The 22200-nt window shown below is 38.0% G+C and carries 16 protein-coding genes; 10 read left to right on the top strand and 6 right to left on the bottom strand.

Annotation, left to right across the window (positions count from 1 at the left end):
* The first annotated feature begins 55 nt into the window (after positions 1–55).
* Positions 56–2119 carry a methyl-accepting chemotaxis protein gene (locus HNP77_RS07055; RefSeq protein ID WP_184652474.1) on the top strand — a complete coding sequence of 688 codons (2064 nt, stop codon included), beginning with the start codon at positions 56–58 and terminating at the stop codon, positions 2117–2119.
* Positions 2120–2121: 2 nt separating this feature from the next.
* Here HNP77_RS07055 and ilvY read toward each other — a convergent pair whose 3' ends face one another.
* Positions 2122–3021 carry an HTH-type transcriptional activator IlvY gene (gene ilvY, locus HNP77_RS07050; RefSeq protein WP_184652473.1) on the bottom strand — a complete coding sequence of 300 codons (900 nt, stop codon included), beginning with the start codon at positions 3019–3021 and terminating at the stop codon, positions 2122–2124.
* A gap of 156 nt (positions 3022–3177) precedes the next feature.
* On the opposite strand from ilvY, the gene HNP77_RS07045 reads away from it, so the two are divergent.
* From HNP77_RS07045 to HNP77_RS07015, 8 genes are all read left to right on the top strand, one after another.
* Positions 3178–4023: a hypothetical protein gene (locus HNP77_RS07045; protein WP_184652472.1), complete on the top strand. Its 846-nt coding sequence runs from the start codon at positions 3178–3180 to the stop codon at positions 4021–4023.
* Positions 4024–4173: 150 nt separating this feature from the next.
* Positions 4174–5916, top strand: coding sequence for a type I restriction-modification system subunit M (locus tag HNP77_RS07040; RefSeq protein ID WP_184652471.1), 1743 nt, complete (start codon positions 4174–4176; stop codon positions 5914–5916).
* A gap of 127 nt (positions 5917–6043) precedes the next feature.
* Positions 6044–6943, top strand: coding sequence for an Abi family protein (locus tag HNP77_RS07035; protein WP_184652470.1), 900 nt, complete (start codon positions 6044–6046; stop codon positions 6941–6943).
* Between the two features lie 106 nt (positions 6944–7049).
* On the top strand, positions 7050–8261 hold the full coding sequence (locus HNP77_RS07030) for a restriction endonuclease subunit S (RefSeq protein ID WP_184652469.1): 1212 nt from the start codon (positions 7050–7052) through the stop codon (positions 8259–8261).
* A 2-nt stretch (positions 8262–8263) separates the two neighbouring features.
* Positions 8264–8476 (top strand): AlbA family DNA-binding domain-containing protein, encoded by a 213-nt coding sequence (locus tag HNP77_RS12275; protein WP_221266541.1) that lies wholly within the window; start codon positions 8264–8266, stop codon positions 8474–8476.
* 13 nt (positions 8477–8489) lie between these two features.
* On the top strand, positions 8490–9713 hold the full coding sequence (locus HNP77_RS07025; protein WP_221266540.1) for an ATP-binding protein: 1224 nt from the start codon (positions 8490–8492) through the stop codon (positions 9711–9713).
* Between the two features lie 326 nt (positions 9714–10039).
* Entirely contained in the window at positions 10040–11095 is a 1056-nt protein-coding gene (locus tag HNP77_RS07020) for a Fic family protein (RefSeq protein WP_184652468.1), read from the top strand.
* Positions 11096–11107: 12 nt separating this feature from the next.
* Positions 11108–14365, top strand: coding sequence for a type I restriction endonuclease subunit R (locus HNP77_RS07015; protein WP_184652467.1), 3258 nt, complete (start codon positions 11108–11110; stop codon positions 14363–14365).
* A 20-nt stretch (positions 14366–14385) separates the two neighbouring features.
* On the opposite strand, the gene HNP77_RS07010 is transcribed toward HNP77_RS07015, so the two are convergent.
* The 5 genes from HNP77_RS07010 to HNP77_RS06990 form a co-directional block, all read right to left on the bottom strand.
* Positions 14386–15006, bottom strand: a complete 621-nt coding sequence (locus HNP77_RS07010) for a M15 family metallopeptidase (RefSeq protein ID WP_221266539.1) — start codon at positions 15004–15006, stop codon at positions 14386–14388.
* 43 nt (positions 15007–15049) lie between these two features.
* A complete protein-coding gene (locus tag HNP77_RS07005; protein ID WP_184652465.1) occupies positions 15050–15619 on the bottom strand; it encodes an ANTAR domain-containing response regulator in 570 nt (189 codons plus the stop codon).
* Between the two features lie 19 nt (positions 15620–15638).
* On the bottom strand, positions 15639–16883 hold the full coding sequence (locus tag HNP77_RS07000; protein WP_184652464.1) for a glutamine synthetase family protein: 1245 nt from the start codon (positions 16881–16883) through the stop codon (positions 15639–15641).
* 18 nt (positions 16884–16901) lie between these two features.
* Positions 16902–18836 (bottom strand): glutamine--fructose-6-phosphate transaminase (isomerizing), encoded by a 1935-nt coding sequence (gene glmS, locus HNP77_RS06995; RefSeq protein ID WP_184652463.1) that lies wholly within the window; start codon positions 18834–18836, stop codon positions 16902–16904.
* 65 nt (positions 18837–18901) lie between these two features.
* Positions 18902–19774 (bottom strand): HD-GYP domain-containing protein, encoded by an 873-nt coding sequence (locus tag HNP77_RS06990; protein WP_184652462.1) that lies wholly within the window; start codon positions 19772–19774, stop codon positions 18902–18904.
* Positions 19775–19799: 25 nt separating this feature from the next.
* On the opposite strand from HNP77_RS06990, the gene HNP77_RS06985 reads away from it, so the two are divergent.
* The gene (locus HNP77_RS06985; RefSeq protein ID WP_184652461.1) at positions 19800–22196 is read left to right on the top strand and encodes a putative glycoside hydrolase; all 2397 of its coding nucleotides are present in this window, start codon (positions 19800–19802) and stop codon (positions 22194–22196) included.
* Positions 22197–22200 lie beyond the last annotated feature (4 nt).

The following is a 22200-nucleotide window of genomic DNA, read 5'->3' as shown; positions in this document are numbered from 1 at the left end:
AAGTCTAAAACATACACAAAATAAGGAATTACAAAATGAATTATCAGGAGGAAAAATGAAAACGGCATCCAAACCAAAGTCAATTATTTCTCTCATCTTAGGATTTCTAACAGTTTCATTAACTGTTTTTTCTGCAAGCATCATCTTCTTTACACGTCATGAACTCTATTCAGGACTGGAAGAATACTTTAAGGAAGAAATCGTTGATTACGCATCAATAATGACTGAGGAAATAGACTATACTCTTCAAAATGTAACAAGCATAGGCAATTTTGCCTCAGAAACATTCGCTCAGCAGGTGCAGAAAGCCGGTGACTATGCAAAAGCAGACATTTCCAACATCATCTGCGAAAGCATCAACGACTATTTTGAAGTAGAAGACTGTATTTTCTATGACAACACCGGTGTTCAAATTTCCTCAAGAAACTACGGCTACGAAAATGACAAAACCTTCGTAAAAAAAGCTTTAGGAGGAATTGCATTCGGAGACCTTGTAAAAATCGGAGAAAAAATTTGGGCTATTTCTTCAACACCAGTCAGAAATGACAGCGGAGACATAATAGGAGCCGTAGTCGTAAAGAAGAATGCTGCAGATGAAGAACTGATTAAAACCGTCATGGATTACACAGGATGCGATGCAACAATTCTTGACGATACAAAACGCGTTCTTACATCCCTTGAAGGCATGCAGGGAACTCATGCAGATTCAGATGTAATTGCGCAGGTAAAAAAAGGAGAGCCGGTTGCCCTTCAAAATGTCATCAACGGAAAAAGCTATATTTCCTATTACTTTCCGGCATTTGATAAAAACGGAAACTTCCTTACCACATTTTATATAGGAAGACCCATATCCATAATCGATCACGTTGCAAAATCAATTTTTACAACCCTGTCATTCATAATGGGAAGTCTTACGGTTGCCATACTCATCCTTCTCATTTCCATCATCGTTATCAAAATGAAGCGGCCGCTTAAAAAAGTTCAGTCCGCCATTGATAATCTTTCTTCCGGAGATGCAGACCTTACCATGCGTCTTCCAGTCAAAGGCAATGATGAATTCTCACATCTCAGTAAAGGCGTAAACAAATTTATTGAAATGCTTCATGACATAATAAGAGACCTTAACGCTGCACAGATTTCTATTTCAGGAATAGTAAATGATCTCGGTACAAACAGTCATGAATCTGCAAGCGCAACCGCACAGATTATGGCAAACATTGAAGGCGTAAGGAATCAGGCAAAGAGCCAGTCAGAAGCAGTAAGCAATACTTCCATCGTTCTTGACCAGAGTGCTCAGAACGGAAAGACCCTTGCAGAACTCATTGAAAAACAGACAGACGGTATTTCTGAAAGTTCAGCAGCAATTGAAGAAATGCTTGGTAACATTAATTCCGTTTCCAACTCAGTAAAGAAAATGGCTGAAAGCTTCGGATTCCTCAATACAACTGTTGATAACAGCAATACAAAACTTGCAAAAGTTGACGAAAAAGTACAGCAGATTTCCGAACAGTCTAAAACCCTTATGCAGGCAAACCAGATAATCAGCCAGATTTCTTCAGAAACAAACCTTCTTGCAATGAACGCCGCCATTGAGGCAGCCCATGCAGGTGAAGCCGGAAAAGGTTTCTCCGTAGTTGCAGATGAAATCCGTAAACTTGCAGAAGACTCAAGCAAACAGTCAAAGAGCATCAATGCTGAGCTTAAAGGAATTTCTTCTTCCATTACAGATGTAGTAACTCTTTCTCAGGAATCCCAGGCTGCGTTTAAGGAAATCATAACGAACCTTAATTCTACAAATACAATCATAAAAGAAATTGACAGTGCCATGGCTGAACAGGAAACTGCTTCACGTCAGGTATTCGATTCTCTGGGAACAATGAAAGACCAGTCTCTTGAAGTAAGGGAAAAATCCATTGATATGTCTTCAAGCATAGAAAATGCTTCTACGGACATGCAGAAAGTTTCTCAGATATCAGACACAATTCTCGGAAGCATGGATGAAATGGCTGCCGGGGCAAAACAGATTAACAGTGCAACTCAGAACGTTTCTACCCTGTCTACTCAGACACAGGACAATGTTACGATCATGACGGGTCAGCTGGGAAAATTCAAAGTCTGATTTTATAAGGTATCCAGGGAGTGAAGTATTTCAGTAACGGCAGCCCTTACGCGTCTTACTGATTCACTTCCTGTAACCTGAGCTTTCTGAACAAAACCAATATCATAATAGCCCAGTGCATTTCCGGCGCTGTGGTAAACAAATCCTTCCTTGTACGGACCATAATCAAGAACAATCTTTGGAACAAGCCCGATTCCTACTCCAAGGGCAGCCAGTGCCATTACGGCTTCATTACCTTCTGCTTCTGCAGAAACTACCGGCTTAACGTTACGGCTCTTTACCCAGGAATCAAATCTTCTGCGGGCAAGACCTGCTTTTGGAAGAATCAGCGGAACTGAAGAAACTATGTCCTGAGGACTGCCGGATATTTTTGTAAAGGGACCGTCACAGCTTGCGGCAAAAACCAGAGGGCTTCTGCTTACGTGAACGGTGTCAAATTCAAGTTTGTTTTCATAAGGAATGGCTGCTACGGCAAGTTCTGCCCTTCCTTCCTTTACTGCAGGAATTGCAAGAGCAGGGTCTCCTGTTTCTATGGAAAGCTGAATGTGCGGATATTTTTCCGAAAGTTCGCGGATAAAAGGAGGCATAATTGAATAACAGGCTGTAACGCTGGCAAAAACATGAAGCATTCCCCTTACTTCATCTGACCTGTGTTCAAAATCAAAAAGAAGTTCCTGTTTTTCTTCAAGACATTTAGATGCAAATTCAGCAAACCTGATTCCATCCTGTGTCAAAGAAACTTCACGATTATTTCTGTCAAAAAGAACCGAACCTGTCTCTTCCTCAAGACGGGTAATAAGACGACTTAATGCAGAAGAACTTAAATTAACTTCTGATGCCGCTTTTGCAAAATGCAATTTCTGGCTTAATTTTAAGAATGCCTGCAGTTCGAAAAAATCCATGCATCCATTTTATAGAAAATTACAATAAAAATTAAGTGGAAAAATTAAATGGCTTTGTAAAAATAAGCAAAAAGTAAAACAGCGAAAAAGTTAAAATAACTTTATAATCTGCCGATATTCGAGTAGAATATATTTAAATACTTTTTTGGAGGATATATGAAAAAGATACTTCTTGCAGCTGCCGTTGCATTCTGCACCATAAACGCATTTTCTCTGGACCAGTCTTTCGTTCCGTCCGGAAAAATCAATTCCTACACAAAAACAGAGTATTCCGTTGCATCAAAATTCGGTGACTACTTCCGCTCTGTAAATTCTAAAAAAGTACATGTATTTGACAACACAGGGCTTGAAACTTCAATCTCTATTTATGATTCAAAGGACCAGCTTACAAATACAGTAACTTTTACTTATGACATCAGCCGCAACCTTCTTTCTTCAAGCTATACGGACATCAACGGAACTGTAATTACAAAAACAGTTTATGCTTATCAGAGTGACGGCAATCTTGCTTCTGAATCTGAATACAATGCATCAGACAAGCTTACCGGAAAAACAATCTACAAATATGAAGGCAACAAAACTACAGAAAGCTACTATGACGGTAACGGCGCACTTCTTTCCCGCGTAATCTATAAAACAGATGATTCAGGAAAAACTGTTGAAGAAACAGCCTATTACGGTGACGGAAGTTTTTCTTCAAGCAAAGCATATACTTACAATGATGCCGGAAAAATCATTCAGATTGATTTAAAAGAAGCTCCTGAAAAAACTGCATCTAAACAGGTATACCGCTATGATGCAAACAATGTACTTACAGAAATCCAGAGTTACAATCATACAAACACTCTGGTTCAGCGCATAATCTACAAAAATGACGCTAAAGGAAATCCAACCCGCATCAGTGTATACGAAGTTGCAGAAAAATTCGGTGCAACGGCAAATGAACTTGTAGACATTACAGAATTTGCATACAAATATTCCGGAGCAGGTTCAGCTAAATAAACAGCTGTAAAAACCTGTGCTTACTGATAGCCGCGTGATTCATAAAAGAATTCCGCGGCTTTTTTATTCATACTCAAAATGCTGCCAGTCTGTTATACAAACACAGAATTACCTATAAACTTCTAAATGTAAATGCTATAATAGCCGCATATGACTGACTCAGAACTCAAAACCCTAAAAGACAACCTCTGGCACGCCGCTGATGTTCTTCGTGCAGGCGCCCACTTAGCAGCAAATAAATACGGACAGCCTATTTTAGGCTTAATCTTCCTTCGCTATGCAGACATTCTTTATAAACAGCACAAAGCAGAAATAGAAGCAGAATACAATAAATCAAAAGGCACACGAGCCGAAAAATCCATAAAAGATATTTCAATCAAATACTGCGGTTTTTACCTTCCCCCAGAAGCCTATTACACAACAATCAACGACGCGCCCGATGATGCAAACAAAGCAACGCTCGTAAAAAAGGCGATGGAAGCCATAGAACGCGAAAATGAAAAGATGGACGGAGTTCTTCCAAAAGAAGTGTACGGTCAGCTTGTGCCCGAAGAAGAACCGGAACTCCTTTCCAACATCATGCGCATCTTTATGGATATTCCGGAAAATATCAGCGTAGACCTCTTTGGCGAAATCTACGAATTCTTCCTTGGCGAGTTTGCCCTTCAGGAAGGAAAAGACGGCGGAACCTTCTATACGCCGGCAACCGTAGTCCGCTATATGGTAGAAGTTCTCCAGCCGGAAAATGGCGAAAAGAAAATCTTAGACCCTGCCTGTGGTTCGGGCGGTATGTTTGTTCAGGCAGCCCGCTTTATGCACCGCCACAACAAAGCTTCTGATGAAGTAATGAAGTTCCGCTGTTACGGCGTAGAAAAAGAACCCGACACCGTTAAGCTTGCAAAAATGAATCTTCTTTTGAACAACGTCCGCGGCGAAATCGTAGAAGCAAACTCCTTCTATTCTGACCCTCACAATGCAGTAGGCAACTTTGATTACGTTATGGCAAATCCGCCATTCAACGTAGACGAAGTTGTATACGACAAAGTAAAAGACGACCCGCGCTTTAACATTTACGGCGTTCCAAAGAATAAATCCAAAACAACCAAAAAAGGCAGCGACAAAAAAGAAACAGTTCCAAATGCAAACTATCTCTGGATAAGTTATTTTGCAAGCTCACTCAACGCTACAGGAAAAGCAGCCCTCGTTATGGCAAACTCTGCAAGCGATGCCGGCGGTTCAGAACTCGAAATCCGCAAAAAGATGATAGAAGAAGGAATCATCAGCCAGATGGTAACTCTTCCAAGCAATATGTTTTCTTCCGTTACCCTTCCTGCAACCCTCTGGTTCTTCGACAAACAGAAAACTAAAGACGAGCAGAAGAAAGACAAAATCCTTTTTATAGATGCCCGCTCAATCTTTACCCAGGTAGACCGCGCTCACAGAAAGTTCAGCGACGAGCAGATAAAAAATCTTGGAATCATTACACGCCTTTACAACGGCGACACACAGGCCTTTAAAGACCTCATAGCAGAATACACCGCCGCCCTTAAAGCAGCCCCTCAAGCCAGCGAGGATAAAGAAGTAAAAACAAAAGCCTACTGGCAGGCACAGATAGACTGGCTCACCGAACGCTTTCCGGACGGTACCTACACCGATGTAATAGGCCTCTGCAAAGCAGCCAGCATAGAAGGCGAAGACGGCATCCACGACCAGGATTATTCCCTCAACGCCGGCCGCTACGTAGGAGTTGTAATCGAAGACGATGGCATGACCGAAGCTGAGTTCAAAGCCAAAATGCTGGGCCTCAACAACGAACTTGAAACTTTAAGCAAAGAAGCCGCAACTCTCGAAAAACAGATTGCAGATAATTTGAAGGAGTTGTTTGGGGAATGAAAGAGAAATTGACAATTTTAAATAATGGTTATATATTAAGGGTAACAAGACCCTGCACGCCTCTTAACAATGCGTCTCACGTGGGGTTATTTTTTTGCCCTTTTGAGTTTTCTATCAGGAGGACAAAATGATTTTTTCAAAACCACCTCGAACACCTAAATACCTGGCGCATAAACTAATTTCAAATGGATTACAAGAAGTTTCAGAAAAAGAATTGACGGAGATATTTCAATCCATAAATTATTATAAATTACGTGGCTATACATATCCATATCAAGATAATACCGTTCTTAATTCCCCGTTTTTGCCAAATGTAAAATGGTCTTATATTTGGAATGATTATAATTTTGATCTAAAATTGCGAACTTTGTTGTTTTCTAGCATAAGTTTTATAGAGACTGCATTAAAAACTCGCATGACACTAGTTTCTCTGACATTGGGTGCAACTTGGTATCTGAACAACCGTTTATTTAAAAGCCAGAATGCATTCAATTCTGATTTTTCGTTTTTACAGAGCGATTGGAACAGGGCTTCTGAAGAATTTAAAAATCATTATGAAACGAAATATCCAGAATCTCCGAATCCACCTGCATGGATGATTTTTGAAACTTCTAGTTTTGGACCGATAAGTAAATTCTTTAAGAATATGAAGCCTCAGCTTGCAGAAAAAGAAAGCATCTGCAATTATTTTGGTTTTGAAAAAGCTGATGGTAACAAACTTGCAACTTGGTTTCAAGTGATAAATACAGTCAGAAACATATGTGCTCATCATGGGCGACTTTATTCCCGTCAATTGATAACAACACCACTTTTTGTCGTTCCGCAGAAAGGCAATTGGGTCAGCTCTTGGCCCAATCCTAACCGAGTTTATGCTGCGATATGTATTATTAAAAATTTTTTAGATATTTGTAATCCTAATAATACGTTTGTGGCGGACTTAAAGGAACTTATGAAGATGGTAAGACCAGAGCAATTACCATCAATGGGGTTCCCTGCTGATTGGAAGATAGAACCGTTGTTTAGTTAAATTCAGGCGGGTAGAATTGTCACACGGATTTGAGCCGCCTAACGGCGTCTCTGTGAAAACTGTCATCCCGAACTTGATTTGGGATTTATAAAAGAGAATTAGGAAAATGAAAACAGAATATATTAAATTCCAAAATTTTATAGACTCTACTCAATATGGCTACACTGCAGATGAGACATCTTTTGAAAATGGTGATTGCAAGTATTTACGAATAACTGATATTGTTCCTTATTTTGTTGAAAAAGAAACTGTTCCATTTTGCAAAATACCCGAAGAAAAGAAAGCCCAATATATGATTACTGATGGTGATTTGCTGATTGCACGAACTGGTGCAACAACAGGATATAATTTGATTGTAGATGATTCATTTAAAAATTTTATTTTTGCATCATATTTGATAAGATTTAATTACGATAAAAAGAAACTATTCCCTCTATATGTCAAATATGTTTTAAAAAGCAAATTGTGGTATGGCTTTGTAAATAATTATATCAGTGGTTCTGCACAGCCAGGAATGAATGCCCGTGTATTTGGAAAGTTTAATTTTCCATACGTACCTCTCCCCACCCAACAAAAAATCGCCTCAATACTATCAGCCTACGACAACCTCATACAAAACTACAAAAAGCAGATAGAAGCCCTGCAAACCGCCGCCAGCGAACTCTACAAAGAATGGTTCGTCCGCTTCCGTTTCCCCGGCTGGCAAACCACCGAGTTTGAAAATGGAATTCCTAAGGGGTGGAAGGTAGAGCGTTTATCAAATTATTGTAAGATTACAGATGGCACTCATGACACACCTTTACAAGTTGAGGAAGGCATTCCGCTTGTAACTGGAAAAGCTGTAAAAAAAGGTGAAATAGATTTTTCCATTCCATATAATATTAGTATTGAAGATCACGAAAAAATCAAAAAACGAAGTGGATTAAAAACTGGAGATATATTATTCAGTAATATTGGAACTGTTGGAAATTCTTGTTTAGTAGAGTATGACAGAGAATTTAGTGTCAAAAATATGATTATCTTTAAACCTGAGACAATTGAAAAATCAATGTATCTTTATTATTTAATAACAAGTGATTCTTGCCAACAATTATTTTCAGCTCAAACAAATGGCTCAACACAGCAATTTCTAGGCTTAGATTTTATGAGAAATTTCAAAATATTAGTACCGGAAAACTCGATTATTTCTGAATTTGGTAAAAAACAAGAAGTGATTTATGCAAAAATAAGAAATCTGCGAAAACAAATAACAATCCTAACCCAACAGCGTAATCTGTTGTTACCACGCCTGATGAGCGGCAAACTGGAGGTAAAATAGTTATGGAAAATCTAGATTTACTGGTTAAACAATTAGTTTCTCTCCCGAATGAAACTGATTGGTTGGAATTTAAGTGTAATAATTTTGACCCAGAAATGATTGGTAAAGATATAAGCGCTTTGGCAAATTCTGCAACTTATCGTGGTAAAGATCAGGCCTATATGATTTGGGGTGTTGATGATACAAATCATGAAATTATAAGGAACAAATTATAATCGTTTTTCAAAATTGAATGGGAATCAAGAAATAGAAAGTTGGCTCAGAAATCTTCTTTCAAAAAATGCCGATTTCGAATTTGAAGACACAGAAATTGAAGGTAAAAAAATCGTAGTACTTGTTATAAAAAGGACAACAGGCCAACCAGTTACATTTAAAAAAGATTCATATATCAGAATCGGTTCATATACAAAACCTCTTAGAGATTATCCTACACAGGAAGCTCAACTTTGGGATAAGCTTCGACTTACAAATTTTGAAACACAAGCTGCAAAACCTGAATTACAAAAAGGAGATATTTTTTCATTATTAGATTTCTCTGTATATTTTGAACTCCAAAATATTACTGTACCATCAAATCAGGATGGAATTTTGCATTATGCTTTAGAAGATAAAATCGTAGTAAAACAAGATAATGGGTTATATTCTATTACAAATTTAGGGGCATTACTTTTTGCAAAACGAATAGAAGATTTTCCTTCAGTCAGTAGAAAAGCAATTCGTCTTATTCAGTATGAAGATGACACAAAACTTAGAATTTTGAAGGAATATAGCGGGCATAAAGGATATGCGGTAGGTTTTGAAGGTTTAATGCAATATTTAGAGGCTTTATTACCATCTGAAGAAGTAATTACAGAGTCTGTACGAAAAACTGTAACAAAATATCCTATGGTTGCTCTTCGCGAAATTATGGCAAATGCTCTTATACACCAGGATTTTACAATACCAGGTTCAGCACCATTAGTAGAAATTTTTGGAAATAGAATTGAAATTACAAATCCTGGTACACCTCTCATTGATATTAAGCGAATTATCGATAATCCGCCAAAATCAAGAAATGAAGCTCTTTCTTCATTAATGAGAAGATTAAAATTATGTGAAGAATTAGGTTCTGGTTGGGATCGTATAACTATTGAATGTGAATTAAAACATTTACCAGCGCCTAAAATTGTTTTATATGAAGAAAATACTAGAGTAATTCTTTACTCAAATCTTTCCTTTAATAATATTTCAACAGAAGATAAATTATGGTCTGTTTATTTGCATGCATGCTTGCAATACCTAAAAGGAGAGCATTTAACAAATCAGTCTTTAAGAGAAAGATTTGGTATTGAAGAAAAGAATAAAGCCATTATCTCTCGATTAATTGCAGATGCTGTTTCTAAAAATCTTATAAAGGTTTTTGATGAAACAACAGCTCCAAGATATAAAAGTTATGTTCCAAGCTGGGCGTAATAGTTAAGTTGACGGTAAGTTGATAGTTTTTTATTTCTAGTGGTATTTATTAAAGAATATTCCAAAAGTAACACTAGATATAGTTGTAATCGTAATAATTTAAGTTGATGGTAAGTTGATGAACTGAGAGATATTTTTGTATGAATCCGTTTCGCAAAATTGAAAATTTATCGTTTTTGCGAAATAGAACGTATGAAATAAGGGAAAATAGGGGAAATTAGAGGAAAATTTCCCCTATTTTGTGCAAATATACACTTCATGCACAAAATATAAAAAATATTGTGCATATCTTGACAATATGCACAAACAGGCGGAAAATAGAGTTAATGACTAAACTTCCGTATAATATTGATTTTGACGATATTCAGATTCTCAAGGCTCTTAATAATGCCAATCATAAACTTGGACAGCTTAATGGTGCAATTAATTTGCTGCCAAATCCTTATGTTATTTTTAATGCCATTACATTAGGCGAGGCTAAGGAATCTTCAGAAATAGAAAACATTGTTACTACTTTTGACGAAATCTTTAAGGAAATGTCTTATTCAAAAACAAATCCCGCATCAAAGGAAGTTTTGAATTATCGTCAGGCAATGCTCAAAGGCTATAATCTTGTAAAAGAAAATGGATTTTTGAGCGTAAATCATATAATTCAAATTCACCACATTGTTGAACCGGAAGCAGGAGATTTACGAAAGCTTCCGGGTACAGTGATTATGAATACAAAGACTGGTGAAACACTACATACTCCGCCACAGAATTATGAAGAAATTTCTGACTATCTTACAAATCTTGAAAAATATATAAACATCAAAGATCTGGAAGATACGGATGCAATTTTAAAAATGGCGGTAATTCATTTTCAGTTTGAATCCATTCATCCGTTTTATGATGGTAACGGTCGAACAGGCCGAATGATAAACATTCTCTATTTAACTCTAGCAAAAAAACTTGATATTCCGATTTTGTATTTAAGTAAATATATAAACCAGAACCGCAAAAAATATTATGAATTATTAAACTCCACACAACAGGATTTATCAAAGATAAAAGATTTTGTTCTGTTCATGATTCAGGGAGTTTATGAAATGTCAGATTTTACTCTAAATTTTATAAATTCCTTTATGAAAACAATGAATGATGCATCTAGTCTGATAAAGGAGCGATGTCCAAAGATTTATTCACAGGAACTTGTTGAGCATTTGTTTTTTGATTTTTATACCAAAAATGAATTTCTTTGCGAAAAGCTTGGCATCAGCAGAAACACTTCAAGCAAGTATCTGCATGAACTGACAGAAGCTGGGATTCTGATTGAAGAAAAAGTTGGCAAAACAAAATTATATAAAAATGCATTCTTGTATAAGTTGATCAGGTTATGGTAGGAGTAACAGTTTATGGCAAATTACATTACCGAAGATGACATTGAAGTTTCTCTAATAAATATTCTTAAAAGCGATGAACTGAATTATGATTTTATTCAGTGTGATTCAAATCCAAATCTTAAAGAACAACCTGATGCAACAAACCGAACTTCAAAGAAACAATGTGTTTTGCCGGAAATTGTAAAAAAAGCTCTCTACAAAATTAATCCTGATATTCCTTCCGAAAATATTGATTCTGTAATCCGCGAATTGTGCCGCGACTTTACCGGCAGCGACATGGTAAAGACCAATTACGACAATTACAATTTGATTCGAAACGGCCGCAAAGTTGAATTCAAGCAGAATGGCAGGCAAACTTTTGATTTTGTTAAACTCATTGATTTTGAAAATCCTAAAAACAACATTTTTACCGCTGTTTCCCAGATGTGGATTCAGGGACAGTATTACTGGCGCAGGCCTGATGTAATCATTTTTGTAAACGGGTTACCTCTTGTTTTTGTTGAACTTAAAAATGCCATTATCAAAATAGAAGAAGCCTTTAATAAGAATCTTACAGATTATAAAAAAGATATCCCGAACCTTTTCGCCTTCAATCAGATTTGTGTTTTGAGTAATGGTTTGGAAACTCGCCTTGGTGCATGGAATTCTGATTACGAATTTTTCTTTGAATGGCTTAAAGTCGAAAGTGAAAACGAAAAACCAAACCGCAAGGACATAAAAGAACGAGGAGTTTCAATTGAATACTTTGCACGTGGTCTTTGTAAAAAAGAACATTTAATTGACTATATTGAAAACTTTATTTTGTTCCAGAATCAGAAAGTCAAAATTATAGCAAAGAACCATCAGTTCCTTGGTGTTAATAACCTTATGCAAAACGTTGAACGCCGCGAAGAACTTAGGGGAAAGCTTGGTGTTTTCTGGCATACTCAGGGTTCCGGTAAGTCATATTCCATGGTTTTCTTTGCAAGAAAATGTGCCCGCAAATTAAAGGGAAACTTTACGTTCTTTATTGTTACGGATCGAACAGACCTTGATACTCAGATCTACAAAAACTTTGTACGCACAGAAGTTATCGGAAATAAAGAAGAATGTCAGCCTAAAAACTCGGAACAGCTGCGTGAATATCTTAAGAGCAACAAGAAATTCATTTTCTCTATGATTCATAAATTCCGTTATGATAAAGGAAAGAAATATCCTGTTCTCAGTGAGCGTAATGATATTTTTGTTTTGATTGATGAAGCGCACCGAACCCAGTACAAAGATCTTGCGGAAAACATGCACACCGCCTTGCCAAATGCAAACTTTATTGCCTTTACAGGAACTCCGCTGCTTGGTTCAAAACGCCTGACGAACCAGTGGTTTGGTGATTATGTCTCTGAATACAATTTTGCACAGTCGGTAGAAGATGGAAGTACTGTTCCTTTGTTCTACAGCCGCCGTGTGCCTGAAGTCGGTCTTACAAATAACTTCCTTGATGATGATATTGTAGACATTATTGAAGATGAAAATCTTAATGAAGAAGAAATCAAAAAACTGGAAGACTCCGGCAGCAAGATAATTGAAGTCCTAAAACGCGATGAACGTCTTGATAAAATTGCTCAAGATATTGCTCATCATTTTCCTCGCCGTGGTTTTCTTGGAAAGGGAATGGTTGTTTCTGTAGATAAGTTTACAGCTGTAAAAATGTACGACAAAGTTCAGCATTACTGGGAAGAAGAAAAGAAACAGCTTATAAAGGACAGAAATAGTGCTGCCACAAAAGAAGAACGGGATGAAATTACAGCCCGCCTGGATTACATGAACAATGTAGAAATGGCTGTAATCATTTCTGAAGATGCAGACGAAGAAAAGAAGTTTGCCGAACAGGGGCTAAACATAAAACCTCACCGCGACAAGATGAATAAGATTGTAGATGGAGTAGATATTGAAGACCGCTTCAAAGATAAAAATGATCCGTTGCAGCTTGTTTTTGTTTGTGCAATGTGGCTTACAGGTTTTGATGTTCCAAATCTTTCTACGCTCTATCTTGATAAGCCTATGAAAGGCCATACTCTTATGCAGGCAATTGCCCGAGCAAACCGTGTTTATCCCGGAAAGACAAGCGGTATCATTGTAGATTATGTAAATGTATTTAAATACATGCAGCAGGCCCTTACAGATTATGCAACCGGCGATGATGGAGATGAGTTCCCTGCAAAAGATATTGAATATCTTCTTGACTTGATTGGACAAAGTATTGATGAAGCAGACGAATTTTTAAGCGAACTTGATATCAGTCTTGATGAAATTAATAAACTTCCCGGAGATTTAGAAAAACTTGAAGCCTTGCGAAATACTCTGGAAATAATTTATCAGAAAGATGAAGGCAAAGAAAAGTTCCGCGTTATTACAAATACAATGCTTAATCTTTACGAAGCAAGCAAACCAGAGATTTTCGAGATGGGCTGGCAGAACGAAAAGTTTAAGCCGTTAAAATATCTGAATGATTTGATGAACAATAATGTTGATGATGAAAAACTTGATCGTGCAAAGGCCAGAATGCAGGCATTGCTTGATACATCAGTCAGTTCAGAAAAACCATGTCATGCTGAACTTGATTCAGCATCTCCCGATGGAAAGACCCTGAAACAAGTTCAGGGTGACGACAATTATCTTATTCACGAATTCAAAGTGATAGATCTTTCAAAAGTTAATGTAGAAGAACTTCGCAAAGAAATACACAAAGCACAGTACAAAGCCATTGAAATTGATGATATGAAAGAGTTCATCCAGAAGATGCTGCAGATTATGATTAACAAAAATACAACCCGTATATCTTTCAGTGAACGCTTCAAAAACATCATTGACCAATACAATGCTGGTGGCAGTGAAAACGAAGATTATTACGAGCAGCTCTTACAGCTTATTGAAGACATGAAAAACGAAGATAAGCGTGCAGAAACAGAAGGCCTAACTGAAGAAGAACTGGAAATGTTTGACCTTCTTATAAAAGGACGAAAACTCACAAAAGACGAAGAACAGAAAGTTAAGCTTGCTGCAAAAAATCTCTATAAAAAACTCACAGAAGAAAAACAAAATCTTTTTGTTGTAGACTGGTATAAAGATGAACAGGCTTCAACAACCGTAAAAGATGCAATCATTTCTTCGCTTGATGCCGACTTACCGCAAAGCTTTGATAAAGAAGCATTTGATTCAAAAATCAATTTGCTGCTTAATCATTTTGTAGATATGTCAGTTCAGCATTATGGCTGGTTTAATAATGTGGCATAAATAGTAACTATTTTTTTTTACTATTCCAAATACTCAAAATGCTGCCAGTCTTTGCAGGAAGTCCAGTCGCCGCCCCATTCAAAGCCTGCCTGTGTAAAGAGTTTATAGCACAAATCATCGTGGGTTATTTTATGTTCAAAGTCTTTTTTTCGGTCAACGTATTCAGCAGAGTTTGCAGGTTCTATATTCTGCCTGCCGTTAACGGTTTTTACGTAAGGATTATAAAGGGGATTAATATCTACAGCCACCCCTGCTCCGTGTTTTGAAACTGTTGTCGTATGCGAAATAAACCTGAAATTAAAACATGAAGAATTATTATCTGCCATGGACCGCTCATCATCCGCATCATATTCATCTACAAGCCGTATCTTTTCTATCTGGTAACCGGCCTTATAAAGTTCCTTAAAAATATAAATAAGTTTCTGTGCAATTTTTTTATTACAGACAAGTTCACCCTCGCATACTTCTCCGGCAAAATTCCAGTGAAGAAGATGAAGGCAGCGTAAATCTTCCCTCGGAACCGTGCAGTTTTCCTTAAAAGATTTTCCTTTCATGCGGTCAAATAATTCATCACTTATCTGCATTTCGTAAAATTCTGATTCAAGCTGTTCTTCCTGACTGAGAGTATACTTTTGAGCCATACAAAAACTTCCGGTAAAAAACAAAAATATAAAAAATAAAAATCTAGCGTTCATAAGTACGTAAAATATTTTCAGCGGTTACAAGTCTTGTCTGCCTTAAATCCATGCTCTGTTTTTCAATATACCGCTGAGCCTGAGGTTCAGTCATTTTTAACACCTGAATCAAAATAAGCTTTGCTCTGTCTACAAGACGAATTTCTTCTATTTTTTTCTGAAGCTTCTGGTTTTCGTTTTCAAGGAACTGTACCCGCTTACGGCTTGCATTTAAAAGTTTTACAGCATGATAAAAAAATTCCGGACTGACAGGTTTTGGAACCGTAAACACGCCGTATTCTTCCACTGTGGCAGCAGTTTCATAAGCATCTACAGAATCAACTATAAGAATGATTCCGGCACTGGATTTTTCTGCAGCAGTCATGGAAAGATCGTCGCCTTTTTCATCAGGAAGAGGAGCATCTATTATTATCAGGTCAAAATCAAATTCAGAAAGACAGCGACGTGCTTCTGATGCACTCTGAGAAAGAGTTATCTTTCCAAAAGATTCACTTCTCAAAAGATCAGAAATGATTGCCATAGTTCCGCTTGAATTACTGACAATTAAAACATTTTCCACTTTTTACAGTCGGTCCTTTTTATGATTCCTTCATTTTAAAAAATGTATCAAGAGTTACCTGAGGAATCAGTCTTTTTACAAAATCACTTTCCTTTGCAAGTTTAAGGGCTTCCGTCAGATTTTCAGGAAGTTTTTCTATTCCCATTTCCAGAACTTCTTTTTCTGAAAGTTCATAGAAGTTTTTATCGCAGGACGGCATCAGTTCAAATTCATTTTCAATTCCGTCAAGCCCCGCTGCTATGACTAAAGCCAGGGCAAGATACTGATTGCAGGAAGAATCCGGAGACCTGAGTTCCATTCTGAAGGAATCACCGGTTGCTGCAGGAATTCTTACCAGCTGACTTCTGTTCTGAGAAGACCAGCTTACATAACGTGGTGCTTCAAATACTCCAAGCCGTTTATAAGATTCTTCCGTTGGATTTAAGAAAGCTGTTATTTCTTTTATGTGATTTAAAATTCCCGCAATAAAATGTTTTGATTCCGGTGAATCTTTTTCAAAAAGGTTTTCGCCGTCTTTATGAATAGAAATATTAAGATGAAGTCCGCTGCCCGGTTTGTCTTCAATAGGTTTCGGCATAAAGGTTGCCCACAGTCCGTCTTTTGCAGCAACAGTTCTTACCGTTATCTTAAAAGTAGCAATATTATCTGCAGCCTTTAATGTTGAACTGTATTTAAAATCAATTTCATTCTGCCCCGGACCTGCTTCATGATGACTGGTCTGAGGTTCAATTCCCATCTGTTCAAGAGTCATGATAATGTCACGGCGGACATTTTCTCCCTTATCCAAAGGTGCAAGACCGCAGTAACCGGCCCTGTCATGAGGAATATCTGTAGGCTCTCCGTTTTCATCCAGCTTAAAAAGATAGAACTCACATTCTGTTCCAACTTTTATGCTGTAACCCAGCTTATTTGCTTTCTCAAGTGTCTTCTGAAGAATAAGTCTTGAATCTCCTTCAAAAGGTGAACCGTCAGGATAACAGATGTTGCAGTACATTCTTGCAACCCGTCCGTGAGAAGGACGCCACGGCAATACAGAAAGTGTTGCAGGATCAGGAATAAGAAACAGATCACTTCTGTCTGCATTCATAAAACCGGGCACGGCACTTCCGTCAAAAGAAACTCCGTGTTCAAAAGCTGTTCTTAAAATCGAAGGCTGAATCGTAAGACTTCTGACTTCTCCTGCAATGTCGGTAAAAAAAAGTTTTATAAACTTAACGTCATTTTCTTTTACATACTGCAGAACTTCTGATTTTGTATATTCCATTTTTCCCCCGGACTGAAATCACTCAACAGTTACTGACTTTGCAAGATTACGCGGCTTGTCAGGATTCATTCCACGATGAACTGCACAATAATAAGCAAGCAGCTGTGCCGGTATTACAGACAGAATCGGTGCAAATGCATCTTCCGTATCAGGAACCTTTACAACTTCATCGTAAATAACTTTTTCCTCATCATTCTTAAACCGGTTGCAGCTTTTCTGAGTAATAACCAGTGTCGTACAGATGCGGCTCTTTACTTCCTCAATATTACTGGCAATTTTATCATAAAGGGATTTCTGAGTTGCAATGGCAACGACTATTGTAGATTCATCAACGAGAGCAATAGGTCCGTGCTTCAATTCTCCTGCCGCAAAAGCTTCACTGTGCATGTAACTTACTTCCTTTAACTTAAGGGCACACTCAAGACTTGTTGCACTGTCAAAGTTGCGTCCGATATAGAAAATCTTTGTCTTATTAAAATTGCGGCTGACAAATTTCTGAATGGAAGTTTTGTCTTCAAGAATTTCAGACACCTTATCAGAAAGGGAATACAGTTCCTGAATATTATGCTGATATTCCTGAGCACTGATTGTTTTTCTTAAATCTGCACACTTAAGGGCAAGAAGATACAGACAGGCAAGTTGTGTTGTATAAGCCTTTGTGGAAGCAACGGCAATTTCAGGACCAGCCCATGTATAAATTACGTCATCGGCTTCACGGCTGGCAGTTGAACCTACACAGTTGGTAATTGCAATGACACGCACACCATTTTCTTTTGCAAGCCTCAAAGCTGCAAGAGTATCTGCTGTTTCTCCAGACTGAGTAATAATGATAAAAACATCATCCTTCTTTAAAATAGGATTTCTGTAGCGGAATTCTGAAGCTGTATCTACAACAACCGGAATGCGGGCAAATTTTTCAAAGGCATATTTTGCAACTACACTTGCATGATAAGAAGTTCCACAGGCAGTAATTACAATACGTCCTGCATTTTTAAATGCCTCATCAAAATTCAAATCATCAAATTTTATGTCTACAGGTTTTTCTCCGTCAAATACCAGGCGCGGATGAATAGTATCATGAAGGGCTTTCGGCTGCTCATGAATTTCTTTAAGCATAAAATGTTCATAACCGTTTTTCTCTGCTGATGAAATATCCCATTCAACGTGATAAGGCTGCTTTATGATTTTGTTTCCGTCTTCATCAAACAGATCTACATGATCTTCGTAAAGCACGGCAATTTCTTTCTGTTCAAGAAAATATACTTCACGGGTATATTCAAGAACTGCAGGAACGTCACTGGCAATAAAGTTTTCTCCCTTACCCAAACCTACGATAAGAGGACTTTCTTTTCTTGCAGCAATAATTCTGTCAGGATAATCAGAACACAAAACTCCCAGCGCATAACTTCCCTCAAGTTTTTTAAGGGAAGCAGTTACCGCCTGAAAAATATCACCGAACTGTTCATAATAAAAATTAATTGTGTGGGCGATTACTTCCGTATCAGTCTGGCTTTTAAAAACAATTCCTTCTCCCTGAAGCCAGGCCTTAAGTTTTGCATAGTTTTCTACGATTCCATTGTGAACGATTGCAATTGTTCCGTCTTCATTAAGATGAGGATGCGCATTTACGTTACTCGGTTCGCCGTGAGTTGCCCAGCGGGTATGGCCTATACCCAGAGTTCCCTTTACGTATTTTGAAGTTTCCTGAATAAGTTCCTGTTCACGCTTTTCGCATTCAGATTCAGACATAGATTCACTTGTCTTTATAACTTTGTCAGTAATATTTTCTACAAGATTTTTAAGTGCACCCTTTACTTTACGAACAACAATGTCTTCGTCCTCTAAAACTGCAATTCCGGCACTGTCATATCCGCGGTATTCAAGTTTTTTTAGCGCATTTACTAAAACCGGTGCTGCATATTTAGAACCAATGTACCCTACTATTCCACACATAAAAATCCTCTTTTAAAATCTGCATTTTCTTCTATATTAACGGATATTACGAGCAAATTCTATAATTATGAATTTTTAACGGAAACAACTTTTTCCAAAACGGAAACCAGATTCTGATCATAAAAAGGGCTGCTTTTCAATTCAACTAAAGCACTTCGGGAAGTTTTGGCACGGTGATAGGCACGGGCAGTTGTAAGGGAAACATAACTCTCTGCTATACGGAGCATTCTGGCAGCAACCGGTATTTCGTCAGCACTGTATCCTCCCGGATATCCTGTTCCGTTAATATTTTCATGATGATACATTACGACCTGAGTAAAAAACACCTGCCACTGTTCGGGAATAAAATCCATTCTGTCCTGAAACCGCATTACATGAGTCTTTACGATATTACGTTCATCCTGTGTAAGAATTTCGGTCATAAAAATATATCCTGGAATATCAAGAAAGCCTATATCATAAATCATTGCAGCACAGAAATTCAAAGCGCAGTCGAGCTTTTCCATTTTCAGTTCACGGCACATACGGTAAACAAGGTCACTTACAAGATTTACGTTATTGGAACGGTCGGTATGTGCATCTATCGCAAGACCGGTTTCCCAGCAGCGGAGGGCAAAAGAATGAAGGGCTGCAGCTTCAGGAAGGTCAGAACTGAAACATTCCATTTTATTGATTTTCTGAATGAAAGCTTTTTTATGAATTTTGAAAAGATATTTGTTCCAGAAATTTTTTATTATCGTAACCGCAAGAAAAACTAAGAAAACAAAAAGGAGTGTAGCACCGATTCCGATAAAAAGCGGCAGAAGATCCATTCCCTCTTCAGTTTCTCCGCTTGAAGACGAAAAAAGCTCGCTTAAAGTTTCACTGATATCACTGAACATCCTTAACTTTCCTAACTCCCTTTTTACATTATAAATATAAGTTTCACTAAATTCCATTGTTTTATTTTCCGATAATGAAAATATGAAATTGTCGATTTTAAAAATTAGTTTGCTTTCTTTTGCTTTTACCGGCGGAATCCTTTTTGCTCAGACAAAGCCTTTATATCAGCTTCCTGAACATCTTCCCGCCAAACCAGATAAAAAAATGCCCCTTCTTACAGGAACAGACAGCGGGCTGTATAAAGTTCAGTCCAACGGAATTTCTGATGCTCTCTGGGCAGACGGAAAAGTTGATCAGATTTATAAAACAAAAGACAAATGGTATTTTCTCACTGACAAGGGAATCATTTCTTCTCAGGATTTAAAAACCTTTACAGAGTGCAACAACGGTCTTCCGTTTTTAACAATAAAGACCTATGAAAATAAAACAAAAACTCTTCTTAAGCAGGCGGCAATTCTCAAAGATCTTTCCATCGACCCCCTTAACTCTCTGACAATGGTTACAGCAACAAAAGACAATGTATACCTTACCAGAGACGGAGGTGAAAGCTGGAAGTCCATCGGTTCCATGAGTAAAAATTCCAGCGGTATGAAAGCAGTTGCCGTTGCCAGCATGCCGGTTTATGCCTCAGACGGAAGCATTACTTCAACACAGACAATTGTTTTTATGAGCCATCCTATTTACGGAATGAGCTGGTATGATGCAGATTCTTCCAGCCCTAAATGGCATGATGTTTCTGCAGGATTTGCTGCCATGCCGAGCCTTACGCAGCCGGATGAAATTGCAGACATTCTTCCTGTTATATGCAAAACAAAAAGCGGCGTAGCTTACTGTGACATTTATCTTTCTCAGACTTTCCTTCCAAAGCTTTACATGTTTGACTGGAAAAATAAGAAAGCAATAAAAATCTATGAAGGAACAGAACAGTGCGACACCATTGACGGACTCTGGCTCTGCGGAACTGACATATGGTTCAGTTCAATGGGACAGTTGAATTCCTACTCCCTTGAAAAGCAGGAACTCAACGACAACACAGGTAAAACAAAAAAATGGTCATGGCTGTTAAATTCTTCAGGAACAAATATAAATGCAGCATATGTTCCTGAGACAATTTCCGGACTTAAATTCCCGCTGCAGCTTTCTGAACTGTGGCTTTTAAAACCGGATCAGTCCCTTTCTGCCTATGACGGAATTGCTGACAAGAAAAAGGCTGTCTATGCTTCTGCATACCAGATGCGCAACATGGACGGAATCACAAAGTACCGGAAGATTCTTAAAGACAATAAACTCAATGCCCTTGTCGTAGACATGAAAGATGATTACGGCTACCTGCGTTTTGAACCTAAAAGCGAGCTTCTCAAGCAGAAAGGAAAAGTTACGGGATACAAGATTGACCTTAATAAATTTGTTGAAGAATACAAAAAAGACGGGACTTATTTAATCGGCCGCATTGTTGTTTTTAAAGACAAAAACCTTTCTAACTACGCAAAAGGAAAATATGCCGTATGGAACTACAGTACAAATTCACCATGGATCGGAACCAGAGGAATGGAAGACGTTCTTGATGAAGAAGGAAATCCTACCGGCGAGCAGAGAATGGGTTACTACGACGAAAACTGGGTTGACCCTTACAGTGAAGAAGTATGGGAATACAACGTTGAAATTGCAAAGGAACTCATTGAGCGCGGTTTTGATGAAATTCAGTTTGACTACATCAGGTTCCCTACAGACGGACAGAATCTTGGAAAAGCAAGTTTCCGCTGGAAAGATGCAGGTATGGACAAAGAAAGTGCCCTTACCTCCTTCCTCAAATATGCAAGAGAAAACATTAACGCTCCTATAGGCATAGACATTTATGGCGCAAACGGATGGTACAGAACAGGAGCACGCACAGGTCAGGATGTTGAACTTTTGAGCCGCTATGTAGACGTAATCTGCCCTATGTATTATCCGTCTCACTTTGAGCAGGACTTCCTTGAATACAAACCGGTTGTTGAACGCCCTTATAGAATTTACTTCTATGGAAGTTACAGAAACTCTGTCATCGGACGCAACAGAGTTATCATACGCCCGTGGATTCAGGCTTTTTACATGAGGGTAAGATACGACAAAGCTTACTATGATAAAAACTACGTACTCAGAGAAATCTTTGGAGTACGCGACGGTCTGGACAGAGGATATATGTACTGGAATAATTCCGGCGGATATTACGAAGACATTTCCCCGGATCCTCTTGATACGGAAGTATCACCGTGGGTAAAAGACGAGGCAGACCTTCAGAAACGCCTGCCTGCATTCGGCTCTAAAACGGATAAATACGACAATATCTCAATGAACAAAGATGATATTCTTCAAAAACAGCGTCAGACTTATGAAGAAATACTCAGTATTTTAAACACGGTACTGGATCAGGAATGGACGGAAACAGCTGATACTAATAAAACAAATTCTACATTCCTTTTTGTACCTCTGGATTAATTTT

Source organism: Treponema rectale, from assembly GCF_014202035.1.
Taxonomy (GTDB): Bacteria; Spirochaetota; Spirochaetia; order Treponematales; family Treponemataceae; genus Treponema_D; species Treponema_D rectale.
Note: the sequence above shows the minus strand (reverse complement) of the source record. Positions and strands in the feature narration are given on the sequence as shown.